Below are 16413 nucleotides of genomic sequence, written 5' to 3' on the forward strand. Positions count from 1 at the left end.
CGTCCCCGGCCCACGGGGACGCGCCCGCGCCCGGCGGCCCGAACACTTTCGGAGAGGTCAATGGAGAACGCACGGCTCAAGGGCTGGATCGCGGACACGCTCCGCAGGCAGCCCCCCGACACGGTCTGGGCCCGGGCCCAGAGCGAGGTGACCTGGGGCACCCTGCGCACCAAGGTCGCCGAACTGGAGCGGCTGTTCGAGATCCAGGGCATCCGGCCCGGCTCGACCGTGGCCGTGCAGATGGTGCCCAGCTTCACCTACCTGTGGACCGTGCTGGCCCTGTGGTCCCGCGGCGCCCAGGTGATTCTGATGGACCCGCGGCTCACCCGCGCCGAGCTGGACCGGCTGCTGAACCTGTGCGAACCCAGGTTCATGATCAGCTCGGGCTCCTCCGGCGCGGTTCGGGTCGTCTTCCAGGACGAGTGCGAGGTGCAGGTCGAGGTCCGGCGTACCGGCCACATCGCCGGCAACCCGCACGTCCTGCTGCAGTTCAGCTCCGGCTCGACCGGCTATCCGAAGGTGATCGGGCGGACGTCGCAGTCGCTGCTGGCCGAGCTGGACGCCTTCGACGCGCTGCCGGAGATGCCGAAGGCGGGCGAGCGGGTGCTGCTGAGCAACTCGCTGACCCATTCATTCGGGCTGATCGGCGGCTTCCTGCACGCGCTGCGGGTGGGTGCGACGCTGGTGTTCACCCCGAACGCGCAGCCCAGGACGCTGCTGTCGACACTCGTGGAGTCGCGGGCCGACGTGCTCTTCGGCGTCCCCTTCCACTTCGAGCTGCTCAGCCGCATCGCGGACTGGAGCCCGCTGCCTGATCTGCGGCTGGCCGTTTCCGGCGGCGAGGTGATTCACCCCGAGATCTACGAGCGCTTCCACGAGCGGTACGGGGTGCGGATCGGGCAGGCCTACGGCATGACCGAGACCGGCATCATCGCCACCGACCTGACGGGCCGCCTGGCACCGCCCGCCGTCGGCCACCCGGTGCCCGGCACCGAGGTCCGCGTGCGCGGCGGGGAACTGCAGGTGCGCGCCGACGTCTCCCCCTACCTGTACGTCAACGACATCGCGAGCCGGTACATGGACGGCTGGCTGCGCACCCACGACCTGGCGGCGCTCGACCCGGGGACGGGCGCGCTGTCGGTGCACGGGCGCAGCGACTCGCTGGTGGTCATCGGCGGTCTGAAGGTGGACCTGCGCGAGGTGGAGCTGGCGCTGGCCGAACACCCCGGTGTGACCGAGGCCGTGGTGCTGTTCAGCGGCACGATCGAGGCCTTCGTCGGGGTCACCGGCGGGGTGACCGCCCGGGAGATCCAGGCGTGGTGCCGCGACCGGCTCAGCCACTTCAAGATCCCGCGCCGGTTCGAGCTGGCTCCGGCGATCCCCCGGACGAGCAACGGCAAGCTGGTGCGCAACCGCGAACTGCTGATGGCCCGGATGAACCCGTCGGCGGGTGCTGCGGCAGCCCCGACCGGACTGGTCGGAGGTGTGCGGTGATCGTCCAGCCCATGCTGCGCGGCACGTTGTGCGCCAACGCCCATCCCGACGGCTGTGCCGAGCGGGTCCGGGCGCAGATCGCCGCGGTCCGGTCCCGGCCCGGTCCGACCGGCCCCGACCGGCCCCGCAACGTCCTGGTCATCGGGGGGTCGGCGGGCCTGGGCCTGGCGACGCGGATCTCGGCTGCCTTCGGCTCCGGCGCGGCCACCGTGAACGTGTGCCAGGAGTCCCCCGGCACCGCCAACCGGACGGGCACGGCCGGCTGGTACAACACCGCCGCCCTGGAGACGGAGCTGGCCCGGGCCGGGCTGTACGGGCGCACCGTGGTCGGCGACGCGTACAGCGACGCGGTCAAGGAGCACACGGTGCGCACCATCCGCGACGACCTCGGCCAGGTGGACCTGGTGGTCCACAGCCTGGCCGCGCCGCGCCGCACCCACCCCGAGACCGGGCACACGCACCGCTCGGCACTCAAGACCCTCGGTCGGCCGTTCACCGCCAAGGCGTACGACGCGGCAAGCCGCGAGGTGTCGACCGCCACGGTGGAGCCGGCCACCGAGCAGGAGATCGAGGACACCGTCGCGGTCATGGGCGGTGCCGACTGGCGGCGCTGGATCCACGCCCTGAGCGCGGGCGGGGTGCTCGCCCCGCAAGCCGTGACGGTCGCCTTCAGCTACGTCGGCAACACGAGGCTGGCGCCGACGTACCGGGGCGGCACGCTGGGCCTGGCCAAGGAGGACCTCGAGGCCACCGGGCGGGAGCTGGACGCCGTGCTGCGCCCGCAGGGCGGCCGGGCGCTGACGGCCGTGATGCGGGCGATGGTCACCCAGGCCAGCTCGGTGATCCCGGCGCAGACCCTGTACACCGTCGTGCTGACCCGCGTCATGCTCGAGATGGGTCTGCAGGAGGGCCCGATCGAGCAGGCGCACCGGCTTCTGACCAAGCGGCTGTACTCCGGGGGCGACACCCGCCTGCTGGCGGGGCCGCCGCACCCCACGACCGACGAGCTGGGCCGACTGCGCCTGGACGACCTGGAGCTGCGGTCCGACGTGCAGGCGGAGGTGGACCGGCGGCTGGCGCTGGTCACCACCGAGAACATCGGCCGGCTGGGTGCGCCCTGTGCGCACCGGGCCGAGTCGCTGGCCCTGAACGGTTTCGGGCTCTCCTCGGTCGACTACGCGGCCGACACCGATCCGGTGCGGGAGCTGACCGATCCGGTGCTCGTGCCGGCGGGGGCCGCGCGGCCGGTGTTCTCGCCGGCCTGAGTGCCCGCCCGGGCGTACGCCCCTCCTCCCCCCACCCCAACCCCACGTCCTCGGTGCCCGGGTCCCCCACGCCCGGCGCCGGACCGATCACACCCACCGACAAGGAGTACCGCCATGTCCGAGATCCGTTCGTTCGTCGTCGGCATCATCAGCGAGATCAACCCGAGCGTCACCGAGGACGTCTCCGACGAGCTGCCGCTCGGCCCGGGCGGCCTGGAGCTGGAGTCGCTCGCCCTGGTCGAACTGCTGGTCCAGGTCGAGCACGAGTTCGACGCCAAGATCGCCGACGAGGACCCGGCGGTCCAGCCGGACGCCACCCTGGGTCAGTTCGTCGCGGCCGTCGAGCGGACCAGGGACGGCGCGGCCGCCGAGGCCGCGGCGTGATCGACACAGCCGAGATCCGCCGGCTCCTCACCCACAACAAGATCGTTCCGGAGGGCTTCGAGGAGCTGGGCGAGGACACTCCCCTGACCCTCGACTCCCTGGCCCTGGTCTGGCTCCAGCACGTGCTGGAGGAGGAGCACGGCATCAGCGTCGACCCGTTCGGGCCGGACCTGGACTTCTTCACCTCGGTGCAAGGGATCCACACGTACCTGAGCACACTCACGGAAGGAGGCATCGATGCCGCTTGACGTCCGGGTCACCGGATACGAGACGTTCTCCGCCTTCGGTGCCGGCGCGGACGTCCTGCGGGAACGGGTATTCGCGGGCCGTCCCGCGTTCGCGCCCATCACCCGCTTCGACACCGCGCCGTTCCGCAACGCCTACGGGGCCACGTACGGCGGCCCCGGGGAGGCGCCCCGCCAACTGGAGACCGTACGGGACTGCGTACGCGGTGCGCTGGCGGCCGCCAAGCTCGACCTGGCGGACCTGGACCCGGCCCGTACGGCCGTCCTCATCGGCACTCAGGGCGACTTCACCGGGCTGCACAACTTCTGGGCCGACCAGGCCGCCGGCCGGACGAGCGACCCGGCCGAGGCGCACCGCAGCTTCGCCGGGTCGATCCCCGAGATGATCGCCGCCGACCTGGGGCTCACCGGACCGCGGGCGGCCTTCATCAACGCCTGCGTCGCCTCCGCGAGCGCCGTGATCCACGCGTGCCGGATGATCGCCGCCGGGCAGGTGGACGTCGCCGTGGTCGGCGGGGTCTACCTCGTCGACGAAGAGCAGTTCGCCAAGTTCGACTCCGGGCGCACCTTCGCCCGCGACGGCCGGCTGCGGGCGTTCGCCGCGGGCCGCAGCGGCATGCTGCTCGGGGACGGCGCGGCCGCCCTGGTCCTGGAGTCGCCCGAGCACGCGCTGCGGCGCGGCGCCCGGTCACTGGCCCGCATCCCCGGCTTCGGCGCGGCGGCCGACGCCCATCACGTGGTCCAGCCGCACCCGCGGGGCGTGGGCATGGGCCGGGCGATCACCCGGGCGCTGGCCTCGGCGGGGCTGTCGGGCGAGGAGGTCGGCTACGTCAACGCGCACGGCACCGGCACCCGGCTGAACGACCCGGCCGAGACCGCCGCGCTGCGCGGCGCCTTCGGCGCGCACGCGGACCGCCTGCTGGTCAGCTCCACCAAGAGCACCACGGGCCACATGCTCGAGGCCACCGGCGCGGTGGAGCTCGCCGTCTGCCTGATGGCGCTGGAGGAGCAGGCCGTGCCGCCCACCTCCGGCTACGACAGCGCCGATCCGGACTGCGATCTGGACTGCGTACCGAACGAGGCCCGGTCGGCGCGGCTCGAGCGGGTGCTCTCGCTCAACGCCGGCTTCGGTGGCCTGAACACCGCCATCATCCTGGAGCAGCCGTGACCGTCACCCTCAACGGCACCCCCGCAGTCCAGCACCCGGCCGTCGTCGCGGCAGCCGTGGTGGACACCGCGACGGAGCGCGAGGAGCTGCCGGGCGTGCCCGGATTCGTGGTGTCCGCCTTCAACCCGCTGGTCCGCGAGACGGTACGGCGCTGCCTGGGCGAGCCCGGCACGCCGGACGCGCCGAACCCGCTGACCGGGCCGTTCCCGGACAGCACCGCGATCGTGCTGGCCACGGTGGCCGCGGACGCGACGACCTCCGACACCGCCAGCCAGAAGCTGATCGCCGGCCGGGTGCACAATCCGCTGCTGTTCTTCCAGTCGGTGACCACCTCGATCGTCGGGCACCTGGCGATCGAGTACGGGCTGACCGGCCCCATCCACTGCATGGCCGCGGACGACGGCGCGGACTCCACGGCCCTGGACGCGGCCACGCTGCTCCTGCTGGACGACACGATCGACCAGGTCCTCGTCATCGGCGTGGAACTGGCCGCCAACCCCCGCACCGCCGCCGCCTTCGAGCAGCTGGCCGCCCTCGGGCACGACGGGCGCCCGCCGGCCGCCGACCTCGCCGTGGCCCTGCTGCTGCGGCGGCCCGGCCCGGACGGCCGGGCCGCGGTGCCCGCCGAGCTGGAGGCCGCGGGCCAGGGTCGAGGCGATGCCGCCGCGGGCCACCTGTACCGCCTGGCCGCGCTGGCCGATCGCGCGCGGCGCCCCCTGGGAGAGGAACGATGAAGCAGTCCCTGGCCGATTTGATGGCCTTCATGCCGCCGGAGCTGGTGGCGGAGCAGCTGATCACCAAGCTGGGCATCGAGATCACCGAGTGGTCGGCCGAGCGTGTGGTCGCCACCATGCCCGTGCGCGGCAACCTGCAGCCCTTCGGGCTGCTGCACGGCGGGGCGACCGCCGCCCTGGCCGAGACCCTGGGTTCGCTGGCCGCCGGGGCCCATGTGGCACCGGACGGGATGCTGGTGGGGCTGGAGCTGAACGTCACCCATCACCGCGCGGCCCGCGAGGGCCTGGTCACCGGCGTGTGCGAGCCGCTGCACCAGGGCACGCAGGTCGGCACGTACCAGATCACCGTGCGCGACCACCGTGACCAGCTGGTCTCCACGGCCCGGCTGACCTGCCTGCTGCGCAAGCGTCCGGGGCGCTGAGCGATGGCCCCGACGCTCTCAAGGGCGCAGTCCCACGACGTGGCGGCCGCCGCCGTACTGACCGGGCGTCACCTGGTGACCGCCCAGGACGCCGAGGCGTTCCGCGCGCTGTGCGCGGTCGCCTCCGCGGTGCCGTTGACCGGGGCCGTGCCCGGCACGGTCGCGCCCGCGCAGCTCGCGGCCGTCGCCCTGCGCATGTGCGAGCGGCTGCTGGAACCCGAGCACGCGCCGGGGGACCGCGTGGCCCTGCACGGCACGCAGCGGCTGCGGGTGGAGTGCGCGGCGGCCGTCGGCGAGCCGCTGGTCTCCCGCGCGGAGGTCCGCTCGGTGCGGCCGCTGGGCGCGGGGACGGCGACGGAGGTGGCGGTGGTCTTCACCACTGACGACGACACGCCCGTCGCCGAGTCCGTGTCACTGCTGGTGCACTCGCCCAGGTCCGCCGCCGTGCCGGCGCCGGCTGCCGCGCGCCCGGCTGTGCCGCCGGCCGCGCCGGTGGGAGCGCGCTGCTCCTCGTACACCGTGACCCGGGAGCTGGTGCGCCGGTACGCCGAGCTCTCCGGGGACCACAACCCGATCCACCTCTCCCCCGAGGCCGCGCGCGCCGGCGGCTTCGGCGACCTGATCGCGCACGGCATGCTGACCTTCGCGCTGGTGGCGCACCACCTGGCCGCGGCCGTCGGCGAAGCGGCCTGCGCGGACCTGCAGTTGCGCTTCTCCCGGCCCCTGACCGTGCCCGCCGAGGGCGCCGCCCTGACCGTCCGCGACCTGCCCGCGGCCGGCGGCGCACTCGCGGTGACCGCCGTGGACGGCGCGGGCCTGCCGGTCGCCGGCGGCCGTGCCGTGCTGCGCGCGCCCCGACCGGACCAAGGACGTTCCCATGACTGAACCGACCCCCATGGTGCAGTTGCTGACCCCCGAGGGCGAGCGCGTGGCGCACCCCGACTTCTCGCTGGACCCCACGCCCGAGGAGGTCCGAGGCCTCTACCGCGACATGGTGCTGGTGCGCCGCTTCGACGGGGAGGCCGCGGCCTTGCAGCGCCAGGGCGAACTGGGCCTGTGGACCCAGTCCCTGGGGCAGGAGGCCGCCCAGGTGGGCTCGGGGCGGGCGCTGCGCGCGACCGACTACGCGTTCCCGACGTTCCGCGAGCACGGGGTGGCCTGGTGCCGCGGGGTGGACCCGGTGAGCCTGATGGGCATGTTCCGCGGGGTCAACCACGGCGGCTGGGACCCCGACGAGAAGAACTTCCACCTGTACACGATCGTCATCGGCGCGCAGACCCTGCACGCCACCGGCTACGCGATGGGTGTGACCAAGGACGGCGGGGACGAGGCGGTCATCGCCTACTTCGGCGACGGCGCTTCCAGCCAGGGCGATGTCAGCGAGGCCTTCACCTTCGCCGCCGTGTACGACGCGCCGGTGGTGTTCTTCTGCCAGAACAACCAGTGGGCCATCTCCGAGCCCACCGACCGCCAGTCGCGGATCCCGCTGGCCCGGCGGGCCGACGGCTTCGGCTTCCCCGGCATCCGGGTGGACGGCAACGACGTGCTGGCCTGCCTGGCCGTGACCCGGTGGGCGCTGGACCTCGCCCGGCAAGGCAACGGCCCGGTGCTGGTGGAGGCGTTCACGTACCGCATGGGCGCGCACAGCACCTCCGACGACCCCGGCCGCTACCGCAGCCATGCCGAGGAGGAACTCTGGGCGGGCCGCGACCCGATCGAGCGGGTGCGCCGGTACCTGCTGCGCGAGAGCTGGGCGGACCAGGCCTTCCTCGACTCGGTCGCGGCGGAGAGCGACGAGCTGGCGCGGGACGTGCGCCGGCGGGTGCGGGAGATGGCCGACCCCGACCCGGGGTCGATCTTCCAGCACGTCTACGCGGGGTCGCACCCGCTCGTCGAGGAGGAGCGGGCGCAGTACGAGCACTATCTCGCGGGATTCGACACGTCCGGCACGTCCGGCGCGTTCGACACGGCGGAGGGAGGGGCGCGATGACCCGGGCCACAATCGTCCAGGCGCTCAATTCGGCACTGCGCGCGGCGCTCGAGGAGGACCCCAGGACGCTGGTCATGGGAGAGGACGTAGGCCGTCTCGGCGGTGTCTTCCGGGTCACCGAAGGCCTGCAGAAGGACTTCGGCGAGGAACGGGTCTTCGACACCCCGCTGGCCGAGTCGGGGATCGTCGGCACCGCCCTCGGGCTGGCCCTGCGCGGCTACCGGCCGGTGCTGGAGATCCAGTTCGACGGGTTCGTCTACCCGGCCTTCGACCAGATCGTCAGCCAGCTGGCCAAGATGCACGCCCGCGCGCTGGGCAAGGTCAGGCTCCCCGTGACGATCCGCATCCCGTACGCGGGCGGCATCGGCGCGGTGGAGCACCACAGCGAGTCCCACGAGGCGCTGTTCGCGCACACCGCGGGGCTGCGCGTGGTGACTCCGTCGAACAGCGACGACGCGCACTGGATGCTGCGGCAGGCGATCGCCGACGACGATCCGGTGATCTTCCTCGAGCCCAAGCGGCGGTACTGGGACAAGGGCGAGGTGGGTCCGGCCCCGGCCCGCTCCCTGCACGAGGCGGCAGTGGTCCGGCCCGGCCGGGACCTGACACTGCTCGCGTACGGGCCGATGGTCAAGGTCTGCCTGGACGCCGCGGACGCGGCGCTGGCGGAGGGCCGCAGGCTGGAGGTGGTGGACCTGCGCTCGCTGTCACCCGTGGACTTCGGCACGCTCCAGCGGTCCGTGGAGCGGACCCGGCGGGCGGTGGTGGTGCACGAGGCGCCGGTGTTCCTCGGCATGGGGGCGGAGCTGGCTGCCCGGCTGCACGAGCGGTGCTTCTACGACCTGGAGGCGCCGGTGCTGCGGGTCGGCGGGTTCCACGCGCCCTATCCGCCGTCACGGGTGGAGGAGGCGTACCTGCCCGATCTGGACCGGGTGCTGGAGGCCGTGGACCGGGCCATCGCCTACTGAGTCGTCGCGGCGACCCGTGCCGACATCCGTACCGCCGCCACCCCTGAGTGACCCGAGCGACCCGAGCGACCCGAGCGACCCGAGCGACCCGAGCGACCCGAGGAAGACGACCCATGACTGCCACACTGACCTTCCGCATGCCCGACGTGGGCGAGGGACTGATCGAGGCCGAGATCCTCACCTGGCACGTCGCCGTGGGCGACACCGTCACCGACGGGCAGACCGTGTGCGAGGTGGAGACCGCCAAGGCGACGGTGGAGCTGCCCATTCCGTACGACGGCACCGTCGCCGAGATCCTCGGCCCTCCGGGCACGACGGTCGCGGTCGGCGCGCCCATCATCACCGTCCTGCCGACGGAGGCCGACCGGGGCGCGGCGCCGACCGCCGATCCGGCGGCGTCCGCGGGCCCGGACTCCGCGCCGACCGGCGGGGTGCTGGTCGGCTACGGGCCGCGGGCGGGTTCCGCCACGGCCCGGCGCCGCCGCAAGCCGGTGGCCGCAGGGGCCGAACCTGCCGTGGCCGCGCCGGCCGTGGTGCCGACGGCCGTGGTGCCGACGGCCGCACCGGCGCGGGCCAAGCCGCCGGTGCGCAAACTGGCCAAGGAACTGGGCGTGGACCTGTCTGCCGTCCCGGCGTCCGGGCCGCACGGGGTCGTCACCCGCGATGACGTGCTGGCCGCCGCGCCCGGGGCCGCCGCGGGCCCGGGCACCGCTCCTGCCCTGGCGCCCGCTCCCGGCGCCGCCCCCGCGGCGCCGCGGCCGGTGCCCGTGCGGGACGGCGCGCGCGAGACGCGGATCGCGGTGCGGGGGGTGCGCAAGGCCACCGCGAGGGCCATGGTCGCGTCGGCCTTCACCGCGCCCCATGTCACGGAGTTCATCGACGTGGACGTGACCCGCACGATGAAACTGGTGCGGCGGCTGCGGAAGTCCGGCGAGCTGGGCGAGGCACCCGTCGGTCCGCTGCTGTTCGTGGCCGCGGCCTACCTGGCCGCCGTACGCCGGCATCCGGAGATCAACGCCTCGTGGGACGAGGAGAGCCAGGAGATCGTCCTCAAGCACCACGTGAACCTGGGCATCGCCGCCGCCACCGAGCGCGGCCTGGTCGTACCGAACATCAAGGACGCCGGCCTGCTCACACTGGCCGAACTCGCCGACGCCCTGGGCACCCTGGTACGCACGGCACGCGCGGGCCGGGCCGCCCCCGCCGACCTGACCGGCGGCACCACGACGATCACCAACATCGGCGTGTACGGGGTCGACGGCGGCACTCCGCTGCTCAACCCCGGCGAGGCGGCGATCCTGGCCGTCGGCGCGGTACGCGCCCGGCCCTGGGCGCACAAGGGCAAGGTGGCGCTGCGCGAGGTCGCCACCCTGTCGCTGTCGTTCGACCACCGGCTGGTCGACGGCGAACTGGGCTCCAAGGTGCTCGCCGACACCGCCGCGGCGCTGGAACACCCCCGACGGCTCATGTTGTCGCGGTGACCGGCGTGCCGACCACGGTGGTGGTGTGCAACGGCCGCTTGCGGGAGCTCGTCGCCCGTGGGACTCGGGAGTTGCCGGTGTCCTTCGACCTGCCGACACGGCTGGGCCGCGACTCCGACAGCCCGCCGGCCGCGGGGCACGTCGGGCGCACCGGGGTGGCGATCGACTCGCTCGACGACATGCGGGTGCTGTTCAGCGGGATCCCGCTGGGCCGGGTGTCCCCCGCGATGGCCGGCGGGGCTCCGGCGGCCGTCATGCTGCTGCTCTACCAACTGGTGGCGGAGGAGCAGGGAGTGCCGGTGAACCGGCTGTCCGGCACGGTGCTCTCCGCGTTCAAGGAGTACGCGGTGGGCCGGGTGCACATCTTCCCGCCCCGCCCCACCCGGCGGCTGGCCGCCGACCTGCTGGCCTACTGCCGGGCGGAGGTACCCCGGTGGCGAACCGCGCCCGCGGCTGCCTCCGCCGTCGGCACCCTGGTGCGTGGGGGGCCGACGGCGGAGGCCCGGCAGCGGGAGCGGATCGCGAAACTGCGGGCTTGGCGTTGCCAGGAGCGGGTGGCGGCGGCGCTGGCGCGGCTGGGTGCCGCCGCCGCGGACCGGGGCGGCAACATCCTGTACCCGATGAAGTGGGCGCTGGCCGCAGGTGCCACGGTCGGCGAGGTCTGCGACGTACTGCGTGCCGAGTGGGGTGCCCATCCGGCGCACTCGTCCGGGGTGTACGGCTGACCGCCCGTCCGGGGCGCACGGCCGGTCGGGCGTCGGGCCGGGCACCGCACGGCCGGTCGGGCGTCGGGCCGGGCACCGCACGGCCGCCCGTACGCGCGCGCCACCTGTACCGGCGGGCGTACGCGCCACCTGTACGGGCGGCCCGTACGCGGGTCGTCAGGCCGGGGCCTCGTGCAGGGACCGGGAGACGCAGCCCCAGGCCCATTCCGCCCAGGCTTGCGGGTGGCGCTCGCCGTCGGCCGTGAAGAGCCTGGTCTGCACGGCGAAGGCCACGCACAGCAGCAGCCGGGCCACGTCGGCCGGGTCGTGCCCTGGGGAGATCCGGCTGTCGCACTGGGCGCGTTCGACCAGGCCGACGACCTGCTCGACCACCTCGCCCAGCGAATGGCCGGGCAGTTGCGCCTCGGCCTCGTCGGCCAGCAGCCGGAAGGCCGCCCGCAGCCGTACGTCGTCGTGCAGGCACCGGGCCAGTCCGACGACGAAGCGGCCGAGGGCGGACAGCGGGTCGTCCTCCCGTGCCAGGGCGCGCAGCCCCTCGACCCTGGCCAGGCCGTGCCTCGTGAGGGCGTCGGCCACGGCCTTCTTGGAGTCGAACTGCCCGTAGAGCGCGCCTTTGGTCATGCCGAGGCGGCGGGCGATGTCCTGCATCGTGGTGTGGGCGTACCCGTTGGCGGTGAACTCCGCCGCCGCCTCGTCGAGGATGCGTTCGTGGGTGCGCCGAGATCTGTCCTGTTTCACCGTGTGGTCCCTTGCCGGTCGGACGCGGACCGTTCGGGGCGGGCCTCGTGCCGGGGCATCGCCCCGGGCAGGCTCCGCCAGCCGTGGGCCTCGGCCACGGCCAGCAGCACCGGGTCGTCGCCGACGACCACCGGGTCGCCCACGGCGTGCAGCAGTTCGAGGTCGGTCTCGTGGTCCGCGTATGCCGAGCAGTGCGCGGGGTCGATGTCCCAGGCCTCGAGGGCGGCGCGGACCGTGCGCAGCCTGCCCGTGCCGATCACCGAGCGATCGAGGCGGCCGGTGAAGCGGCCGTCCGCGTCGACCTCCTGCTCGGTGCACAGCACGTCGGCGCCGAAGACGCGGGCGAGCGGGTCGAGGCAGGCGTGCATGGACCCGGAGACCAGGACGATGCGGTCGCCGCGGGCCTGGTGACGCAGCAGTTCCCGCACGGTGTCGGGCAGCAGGGTGTCGCCGCGGCTCATGAAGTCGGCGTACCAGGCGCGTCCGGCCTCGGCCAGGTCCTCGGCGGCCACGCCCCGGAACAGCCGGTAGTAGCCGCGGTTCGCCTCCTCCCGGGGCAGCGTCAGCAGCGGCCGGATGGGACGGTCGGCCTCGTCGGGGGCGCGGTCGGCGAGCCACCGGGTGGTCCAGAACCGCCAGAACTCCACCATGGTCTTGGCGTGCACGAGCGTCTGGTCCACGTCGAAGAGGGCGGCACGGGCGATCGTGGCCGCAGGGCGGCCGACGTGCCGGGGCTGTTCCGTGGGAACGAGGGTGCGCGGTGCCGTCGCGTGCTTCATCGGGCTGCCTCGTCCACGGTCGCCTGGGCCTGGGCGTAGAGGGTGCTTGCGGCCTCGAAGTCGAGGGCGGCGTGACCGGCGGCGGCCCGGATGTCGCGCCAACGGCGTTGCAGCGGGCAGTCCTCAGCCTGGGCGCGCAGGCCGGCGGCGCGCACCAGGCGGTCGGCGGCCGCGGCGATCAGTTCGGCGGCGAGGGCGAAGTCGCGGGCGTTCTCGGCGACCGCGCGGGGGGTGACCTCGCCGAGGTCGGCCTGCTGCAGGGCGTGGTCCAGCAGCAGGCCGGCCGCGTGGATCTCCGCCGACGAACGGGCGGCGGCGGCGCGCTGCGCGGGTGCGTCCGCGGCACGGCTCCCGTCGGGGCGGATGCGGTGGGCGGTCAGCTCGTGCCAGTCGCGCAGGGCCTGCCGGGCGGCTCCGAGGGCGGGGGCGAGGAACTGGGCTCCGGCGACCATCTGGTAGGGCACGCTGTGGCACCGGTCCCGCCCGGGCTCGAAGCGGCCGAGGTCGGCGAGGGTGCAGGTGCGGTGGGCGGGGACGAAGGTGCGCTCGAGCCGGACGGTGTTGCTGCCGGTGCCGCGCAGGCCGAGGGTGTGCCAGGTGTCGGACACCTCGCAGGCCTCGCGGGGGACGGCGAAGAGCCGTACGGTGCGGTCGGCTGCGCTGCCGGTCCAGGAGGCGAGCAGGATCCAGTGGGCGTGGTCGACTCCGCTGGCGTGGTGCCAGGTGCCCTCGAGCCACCAGCCCTCGGCGGTGTCCCCGGCCGGGTCGGCGGCCCGGACCCCGGCGTCGGAGGTCGCGGTCGCTGGCGTGGCGGCCTGCGGAGGGCGTGCTTCCTCGGCGGTGCCGGCGGGCGGCACGACCGAGGCGGCGATACGGACGTCCGGTGTGTGCTCCCACAGGTCCTGGCGGCCCTGTTCGGGCAGGTGGGCGGCGAGTCGGGCGTGGGCCGCGTACAGGGCGGCGCACCAGGCGGTGGCCGCGCAGGCCTCGCCGAGCTCGGCGACCGCCTCGGCGGCCTCGGTGAACGAACCCGCCTCGCCGCCCCACGGCTTGGGTACGAAGTGCCGGGCGAAGCCGGCGTCGGTGAGGGAGTCGGCGAGGACCGGGGAGAGCATGCGGGCGCGCTCGGTCTCGGCCGCCTGGGTGCGGGCGAGGGCGGCGGCCGCGGTGACGGTCAGGCTCACCGTGCCGCTCCGTCGACGGCGGAGGAGGTGATGCCGATGAGCGCGCCGCAGGCGAGCAGCCGTCCTCCTTGTTCCGCGCTGACGCGGATGGCGCGCCGGCCGTGCTCGGGGGGTTCCGGTACCGGTTCCGCGGTGATGACCACGGGCCGGCCGAGTTCGCCGAAGGAGGCGAAGGACAGGGCGCTGGACTCCAGGGTCCAGCGCAACTCCTGTGGGGGTACGCCGGCCACGCGGCCGGAGGCGAGGGCGGCGGCCTGGGCGAAGGACTCGGCCAGAGCCATGCCGGGGATGTGGTCGCAGACGTGGTCGAAGTAGACCGGGTGCGTGGTGTCCAGGCGCAGGGACCAGACGTCCTGGCCGGTGCCCTGGAGGGCGTTGTGCGAGGGGCCGAGGTTCGCGGGGAGGGCGGCCAGCATCACGTCGCGCTCGTGCAGCCGGCCCAGGATGTGCGGGGCCGCGACCGGGTCGGCGAGAGCGAGCAGCGCGGTGCCCGGACCGGTGGGCGGGACCTCGACCGGGCCCGCGGGGTAGCGCATGCGGGCGTAGCGCTCGGGGGCGGCGGCCTGCCAGCACAGGCCGACGCGGCCTTCGAGGCGTCCGTCTATCACGAGCCTGGCCTCGAGTGACATGCCGAGGCGGTCGGCGGTGTGATGTTCGACGACGCACTGGACGTCGAGCAGGACGCAGTGCGGCCCCTTGCGAGCAGCGGATCCCGGGGTGGGCCCCTCCACCTCGTAGTCGATGCTCGTGAGCAGGAAGGGGTGGGCCAGCGGTACGTCGTAGTAGACATGGGAGACGTAAATGCCCGCCTGGCGGACCGTCTCGAGAAGGAGGAGCGGATCGGCGGCGCCGGCCGGACACGTCCCGTTCCCGAAGAGCACGTGGTGCCGGGGCCATTGGGCGGCGACGGTGAACCGGTGCGGGCCGGTACGGACGGCGTCCGTCAGAAGGACCTCGGAGACGGCCGTCTTGTGGACGAGCGTACGCGGTACGCCGCGGTCGAATGCGAGCCCGGAGTCCGCTAAGTCCGTATCGCTGTCGGCGACGAGCGTGCCGATGGCGGACGGCTTCATGATCATCACTGTCGGAATCCCCCCGTGGAGTGATCGGTTGGCAGGATTTTTACCGCTTCTACACAGACGCGGCCGCTGCCGGATCGAAAATATACCTTCCAGAAGGTATATTGCAATGAAGAATCGGCAGGCGACAGAGAGTTACGGCGGCGAGACATGAAACAGACGTCGGAGGCGGACCCCTGGGCCACGAAGATCGCCAGCGCGGGTCCCCCGATCCATCAGGAACGCGCGCGGCAGACCCGGCAGTTGATCCTGCGGGTGGCCGCGGAGGAGTTCGCCACGAACGGGTTCCGGTCCACCTCACTGGCGAACGTGGCCAAGCGGGCGGGCATCACCAAGGGGGCGATCTACCACCACTTCGGCAACAAGGAGAACCTCGCCGCGTCCGTGGTCGAGGAGCACTACTCGCTGTGGCCGACCCTGGTGGCCGAGACCCGGGCCCAGGGGCTGAACTCCATGGAGACCATCGTCGCCCTGCTGGAGCGGGTGGCCACGGTCTTCCGGGACGACCCGCTCGTCCAGGCGAGCGCCCGACTGCAGATAGAGCGCTCGACCATCGGGATCCCGCTGCCCACACCGTTCGTGGGCTGGACGACTCTGTTGACCGACCTGTTCGGCGCCGCGCACCGGGACGGCCACCTGCGCCCCGAGTGCTCGCCACAGATGGCCGCCCGCGTCATCGTGGCGGCGTTCTTCGGGATCCAGCACATCTCCGACACCCTGCACGAGCGCCGGGACATCCTCGAACGCTGGGAGGAGGTCAAGCAGTTGGTGTTCCCGGGCATCTGTGCCCCGGGCGTCGAGATCCACTGACGGGGAACGCACGCGACGGCGTCGGCGCGGCCCACGCCCCGCCGGCCCGGGTCGCGAACGCGCCGGCCCGGTCACTCCGTTTCCGGGGCCTGGGCCTGCCACCTCGGCGGTCAGGGGCCCCTGACGCCCCGCCAGGCGCTTCGCTTCGGCGGTCACCACGGCGGCCAGGTCGGCGCTCAGACTCTCCCGTACGGGATGCCCCAGGAGGAGCGCGGACCGGCCCTGGCCAACGCAGGTACGTGACCCCGAAGACTTCTGGGCCCCGGCGCCTGCGGCGACGCCCAGGCCGTGCCACCCAGCGGCAAGCCTGAAACGAGGACCGCCGTCCCGGCTTCGCGAACAGCGCGCTCGGGGCGGGCCCGGCGCAGGGCGGCGGCCTCGATCGCAGCAGCCTGGCGGCGGCACCGGGTCCAGGACCGCGACGCACTCCACGTGCGAGGTCATCGGGAAGATGCGCAACTGATCCCCGCGGGTCAAACCCCCAAGTCAGGCCCTGTTTTCAGGCCTTCCAGCCAGGCTCTACCAATCGATGGGCGTCACAAGATGCGCCTCGTTGTCCGGGCCGATCGCCCCGCCCACCTCGGGCACTCACCCACAGCGGCACCCCGTAGTGCACGAACGAGCGGGAAGCTGTCGCCGAACCGGGCGCCGCAGAAGGCCCGCTGCAGCTAGCCGATCACTGCCGCGCAGAAGCCGCGCCGGGAGCCGGGCGAGCTTCTGGAGCGCCCGGTGGCTTTAAGGCACCCGTAGGCGGTCACCGATCGGTGCATCCAGTCTCAAAGCTTGAACACAAATTACACACATCCCCTCTTCAATACTGGCCCCGATGGTCTAGATTGACCGTGCTTCAGCTGTTCGGACACGAGGCGACCAATAATGATCTATAGGTCCGGCGTTACGGAAAGCCAGTAGTCGCGTCCCCGGCGCCAGACGTGGGGGTGATCAAT

At 73.4% G+C, this 16413-nt stretch carries 17 protein-coding genes; 13 read left to right on the plus strand and 4 right to left on the minus strand.

The window, feature by feature from the left end:
• Positions 1–60 precede the first annotated feature (60 nt).
• The 12 genes from SGFS_RS17260 (at position 61) to SGFS_RS17315 (ending at position 10876) form a co-directional block, all read left to right on the plus strand.
• A complete protein-coding gene (locus SGFS_RS17260; RefSeq protein ID WP_286251265.1) occupies positions 61–1494 on the plus strand; it encodes a class I adenylate-forming enzyme family protein in 1434 nt (477 codons plus the stop codon).
• Entirely contained in the window at positions 1491–2759 is a 1269-nt protein-coding gene (gene fabV, locus SGFS_RS17265) for an enoyl-ACP reductase FabV (protein WP_286251267.1), read from the plus strand. Before SGFS_RS17260 ends, fabV begins: the two co-directional genes overlap by 4 nt.
• A 114-nt stretch (positions 2760–2873) precedes the next feature.
• Positions 2874–3143 (plus strand): acyl carrier protein, encoded by a 270-nt coding sequence (locus SGFS_RS17270; protein ID WP_286251269.1) that lies wholly within the window; start codon positions 2874–2876, stop codon positions 3141–3143.
• Positions 3140–3391: an acyl carrier protein gene (locus SGFS_RS17275; RefSeq protein ID WP_286251271.1), complete on the plus strand. Its 252-nt coding sequence runs from the start codon at positions 3140–3142 to the stop codon at positions 3389–3391. The genes SGFS_RS17270 and SGFS_RS17275 overlap by 4 nt, the downstream gene beginning before the upstream one ends.
• Complete coding sequence (locus SGFS_RS17280; RefSeq protein WP_286251273.1) at positions 3381–4556, plus strand: beta-ketoacyl-[acyl-carrier-protein] synthase family protein; 1176 nt, start codon at positions 3381–3383, stop codon at positions 4554–4556. The genes SGFS_RS17275 and SGFS_RS17280 overlap by 11 nt, the downstream gene beginning before the upstream one ends.
• Entirely contained in the window at positions 4553–5290 is a 738-nt protein-coding gene (locus SGFS_RS17285; protein WP_286251275.1) for a beta-ketoacyl synthase N-terminal-like domain-containing protein, read from the plus strand. Before SGFS_RS17280 ends, SGFS_RS17285 begins: the two co-directional genes overlap by 4 nt.
• Positions 5287–5712: a PaaI family thioesterase gene (locus SGFS_RS17290; RefSeq protein WP_286251277.1), complete on the plus strand. Its 426-nt coding sequence runs from the start codon at positions 5287–5289 to the stop codon at positions 5710–5712. Before SGFS_RS17285 ends, SGFS_RS17290 begins: the two co-directional genes overlap by 4 nt.
• Before the next feature lie 3 nt (positions 5713–5715).
• Positions 5716–6597 (plus strand): MaoC family dehydratase, encoded by an 882-nt coding sequence (locus tag SGFS_RS17295; protein WP_286251279.1) that lies wholly within the window; start codon positions 5716–5718, stop codon positions 6595–6597.
• Positions 6590–7702 carry a pyruvate dehydrogenase (acetyl-transferring) E1 component subunit alpha gene (pdhA, locus tag SGFS_RS17300; RefSeq protein ID WP_286251280.1) on the plus strand — a complete coding sequence of 371 codons (1113 nt, stop codon included), beginning with the start codon at positions 6590–6592 and terminating at the stop codon, positions 7700–7702. The genes SGFS_RS17295 and pdhA overlap by 8 nt, the downstream gene beginning before the upstream one ends.
• Positions 7699–8670 carry an alpha-ketoacid dehydrogenase subunit beta gene (locus tag SGFS_RS17305; RefSeq protein WP_286251282.1) on the plus strand — a complete coding sequence of 324 codons (972 nt, stop codon included), beginning with the start codon at positions 7699–7701 and terminating at the stop codon, positions 8668–8670. The genes pdhA and SGFS_RS17305 overlap by 4 nt, the downstream gene beginning before the upstream one ends.
• A gap of 113 nt (positions 8671–8783) precedes the next feature.
• Entirely contained in the window at positions 8784–10151 is a 1368-nt protein-coding gene (locus tag SGFS_RS17310; RefSeq protein ID WP_286251284.1) for a dihydrolipoamide acetyltransferase family protein, read from the plus strand.
• The gene (locus SGFS_RS17315; protein WP_434027307.1) at positions 10148–10876 is read left to right on the plus strand and encodes a methylmalonyl-CoA mutase family protein; all 729 of its coding nucleotides are present in this window, start codon (positions 10148–10150) and stop codon (positions 10874–10876) included. The genes SGFS_RS17310 and SGFS_RS17315 overlap by 4 nt, the downstream gene beginning before the upstream one ends.
• Positions 10877–11032: 156 nt before the next feature.
• Here the strand turns inward: SGFS_RS17315 and SGFS_RS17320 are convergent, their stop codons facing one another.
• Genes SGFS_RS17320 through SGFS_RS17335 form a run of 4 tightly spaced genes read right to left on the minus strand, consistent with a single transcriptional unit; the run spans position 11033 to position 14650 of the window.
• The gene (locus SGFS_RS17320; protein WP_286251288.1) at positions 11033–11614 is read right to left on the minus strand and encodes a TetR/AcrR family transcriptional regulator; all 582 of its coding nucleotides are present in this window, start codon (positions 11612–11614) and stop codon (positions 11033–11035) included.
• Positions 11611–12393 (minus strand): HAD family hydrolase, encoded by a 783-nt coding sequence (locus SGFS_RS17325; protein WP_286251290.1) that lies wholly within the window; start codon positions 12391–12393, stop codon positions 11611–11613. The genes SGFS_RS17320 and SGFS_RS17325 overlap by 4 nt, the downstream gene beginning before the upstream one ends.
• Complete coding sequence (locus tag SGFS_RS17330; protein ID WP_286251292.1) at positions 12390–13577, minus strand: acyl-CoA dehydrogenase family protein; 1188 nt, start codon at positions 13575–13577, stop codon at positions 12390–12392. The genes SGFS_RS17325 and SGFS_RS17330 overlap by 4 nt, the downstream gene beginning before the upstream one ends.
• The gene (locus tag SGFS_RS17335; RefSeq protein ID WP_286251295.1) at positions 13574–14650 is read right to left on the minus strand and encodes a ScbA/BarX family gamma-butyrolactone biosynthesis protein; all 1077 of its coding nucleotides are present in this window, start codon (positions 14648–14650) and stop codon (positions 13574–13576) included. The genes SGFS_RS17330 and SGFS_RS17335 overlap by 4 nt, the downstream gene beginning before the upstream one ends.
• Positions 14651–14806: 156 nt before the next feature.
• On the opposite strand from SGFS_RS17335, the gene SGFS_RS17340 reads away from it, so the two are divergent.
• On the plus strand, positions 14807–15466 hold the full coding sequence (locus SGFS_RS17340) for a ScbR family autoregulator-binding transcription factor (protein WP_286251298.1): 660 nt from the start codon (positions 14807–14809) through the stop codon (positions 15464–15466).
• The last annotated feature ends 947 nt before the right edge of the window (positions 15467–16413 follow it).

Origin of the sequence: Streptomyces graminofaciens (genome assembly GCF_030294945.1) — a bacterium.
Classification (GTDB): Bacteria; Actinomycetota; Actinomycetes; order Streptomycetales; family Streptomycetaceae; genus Streptomyces; species Streptomyces graminofaciens.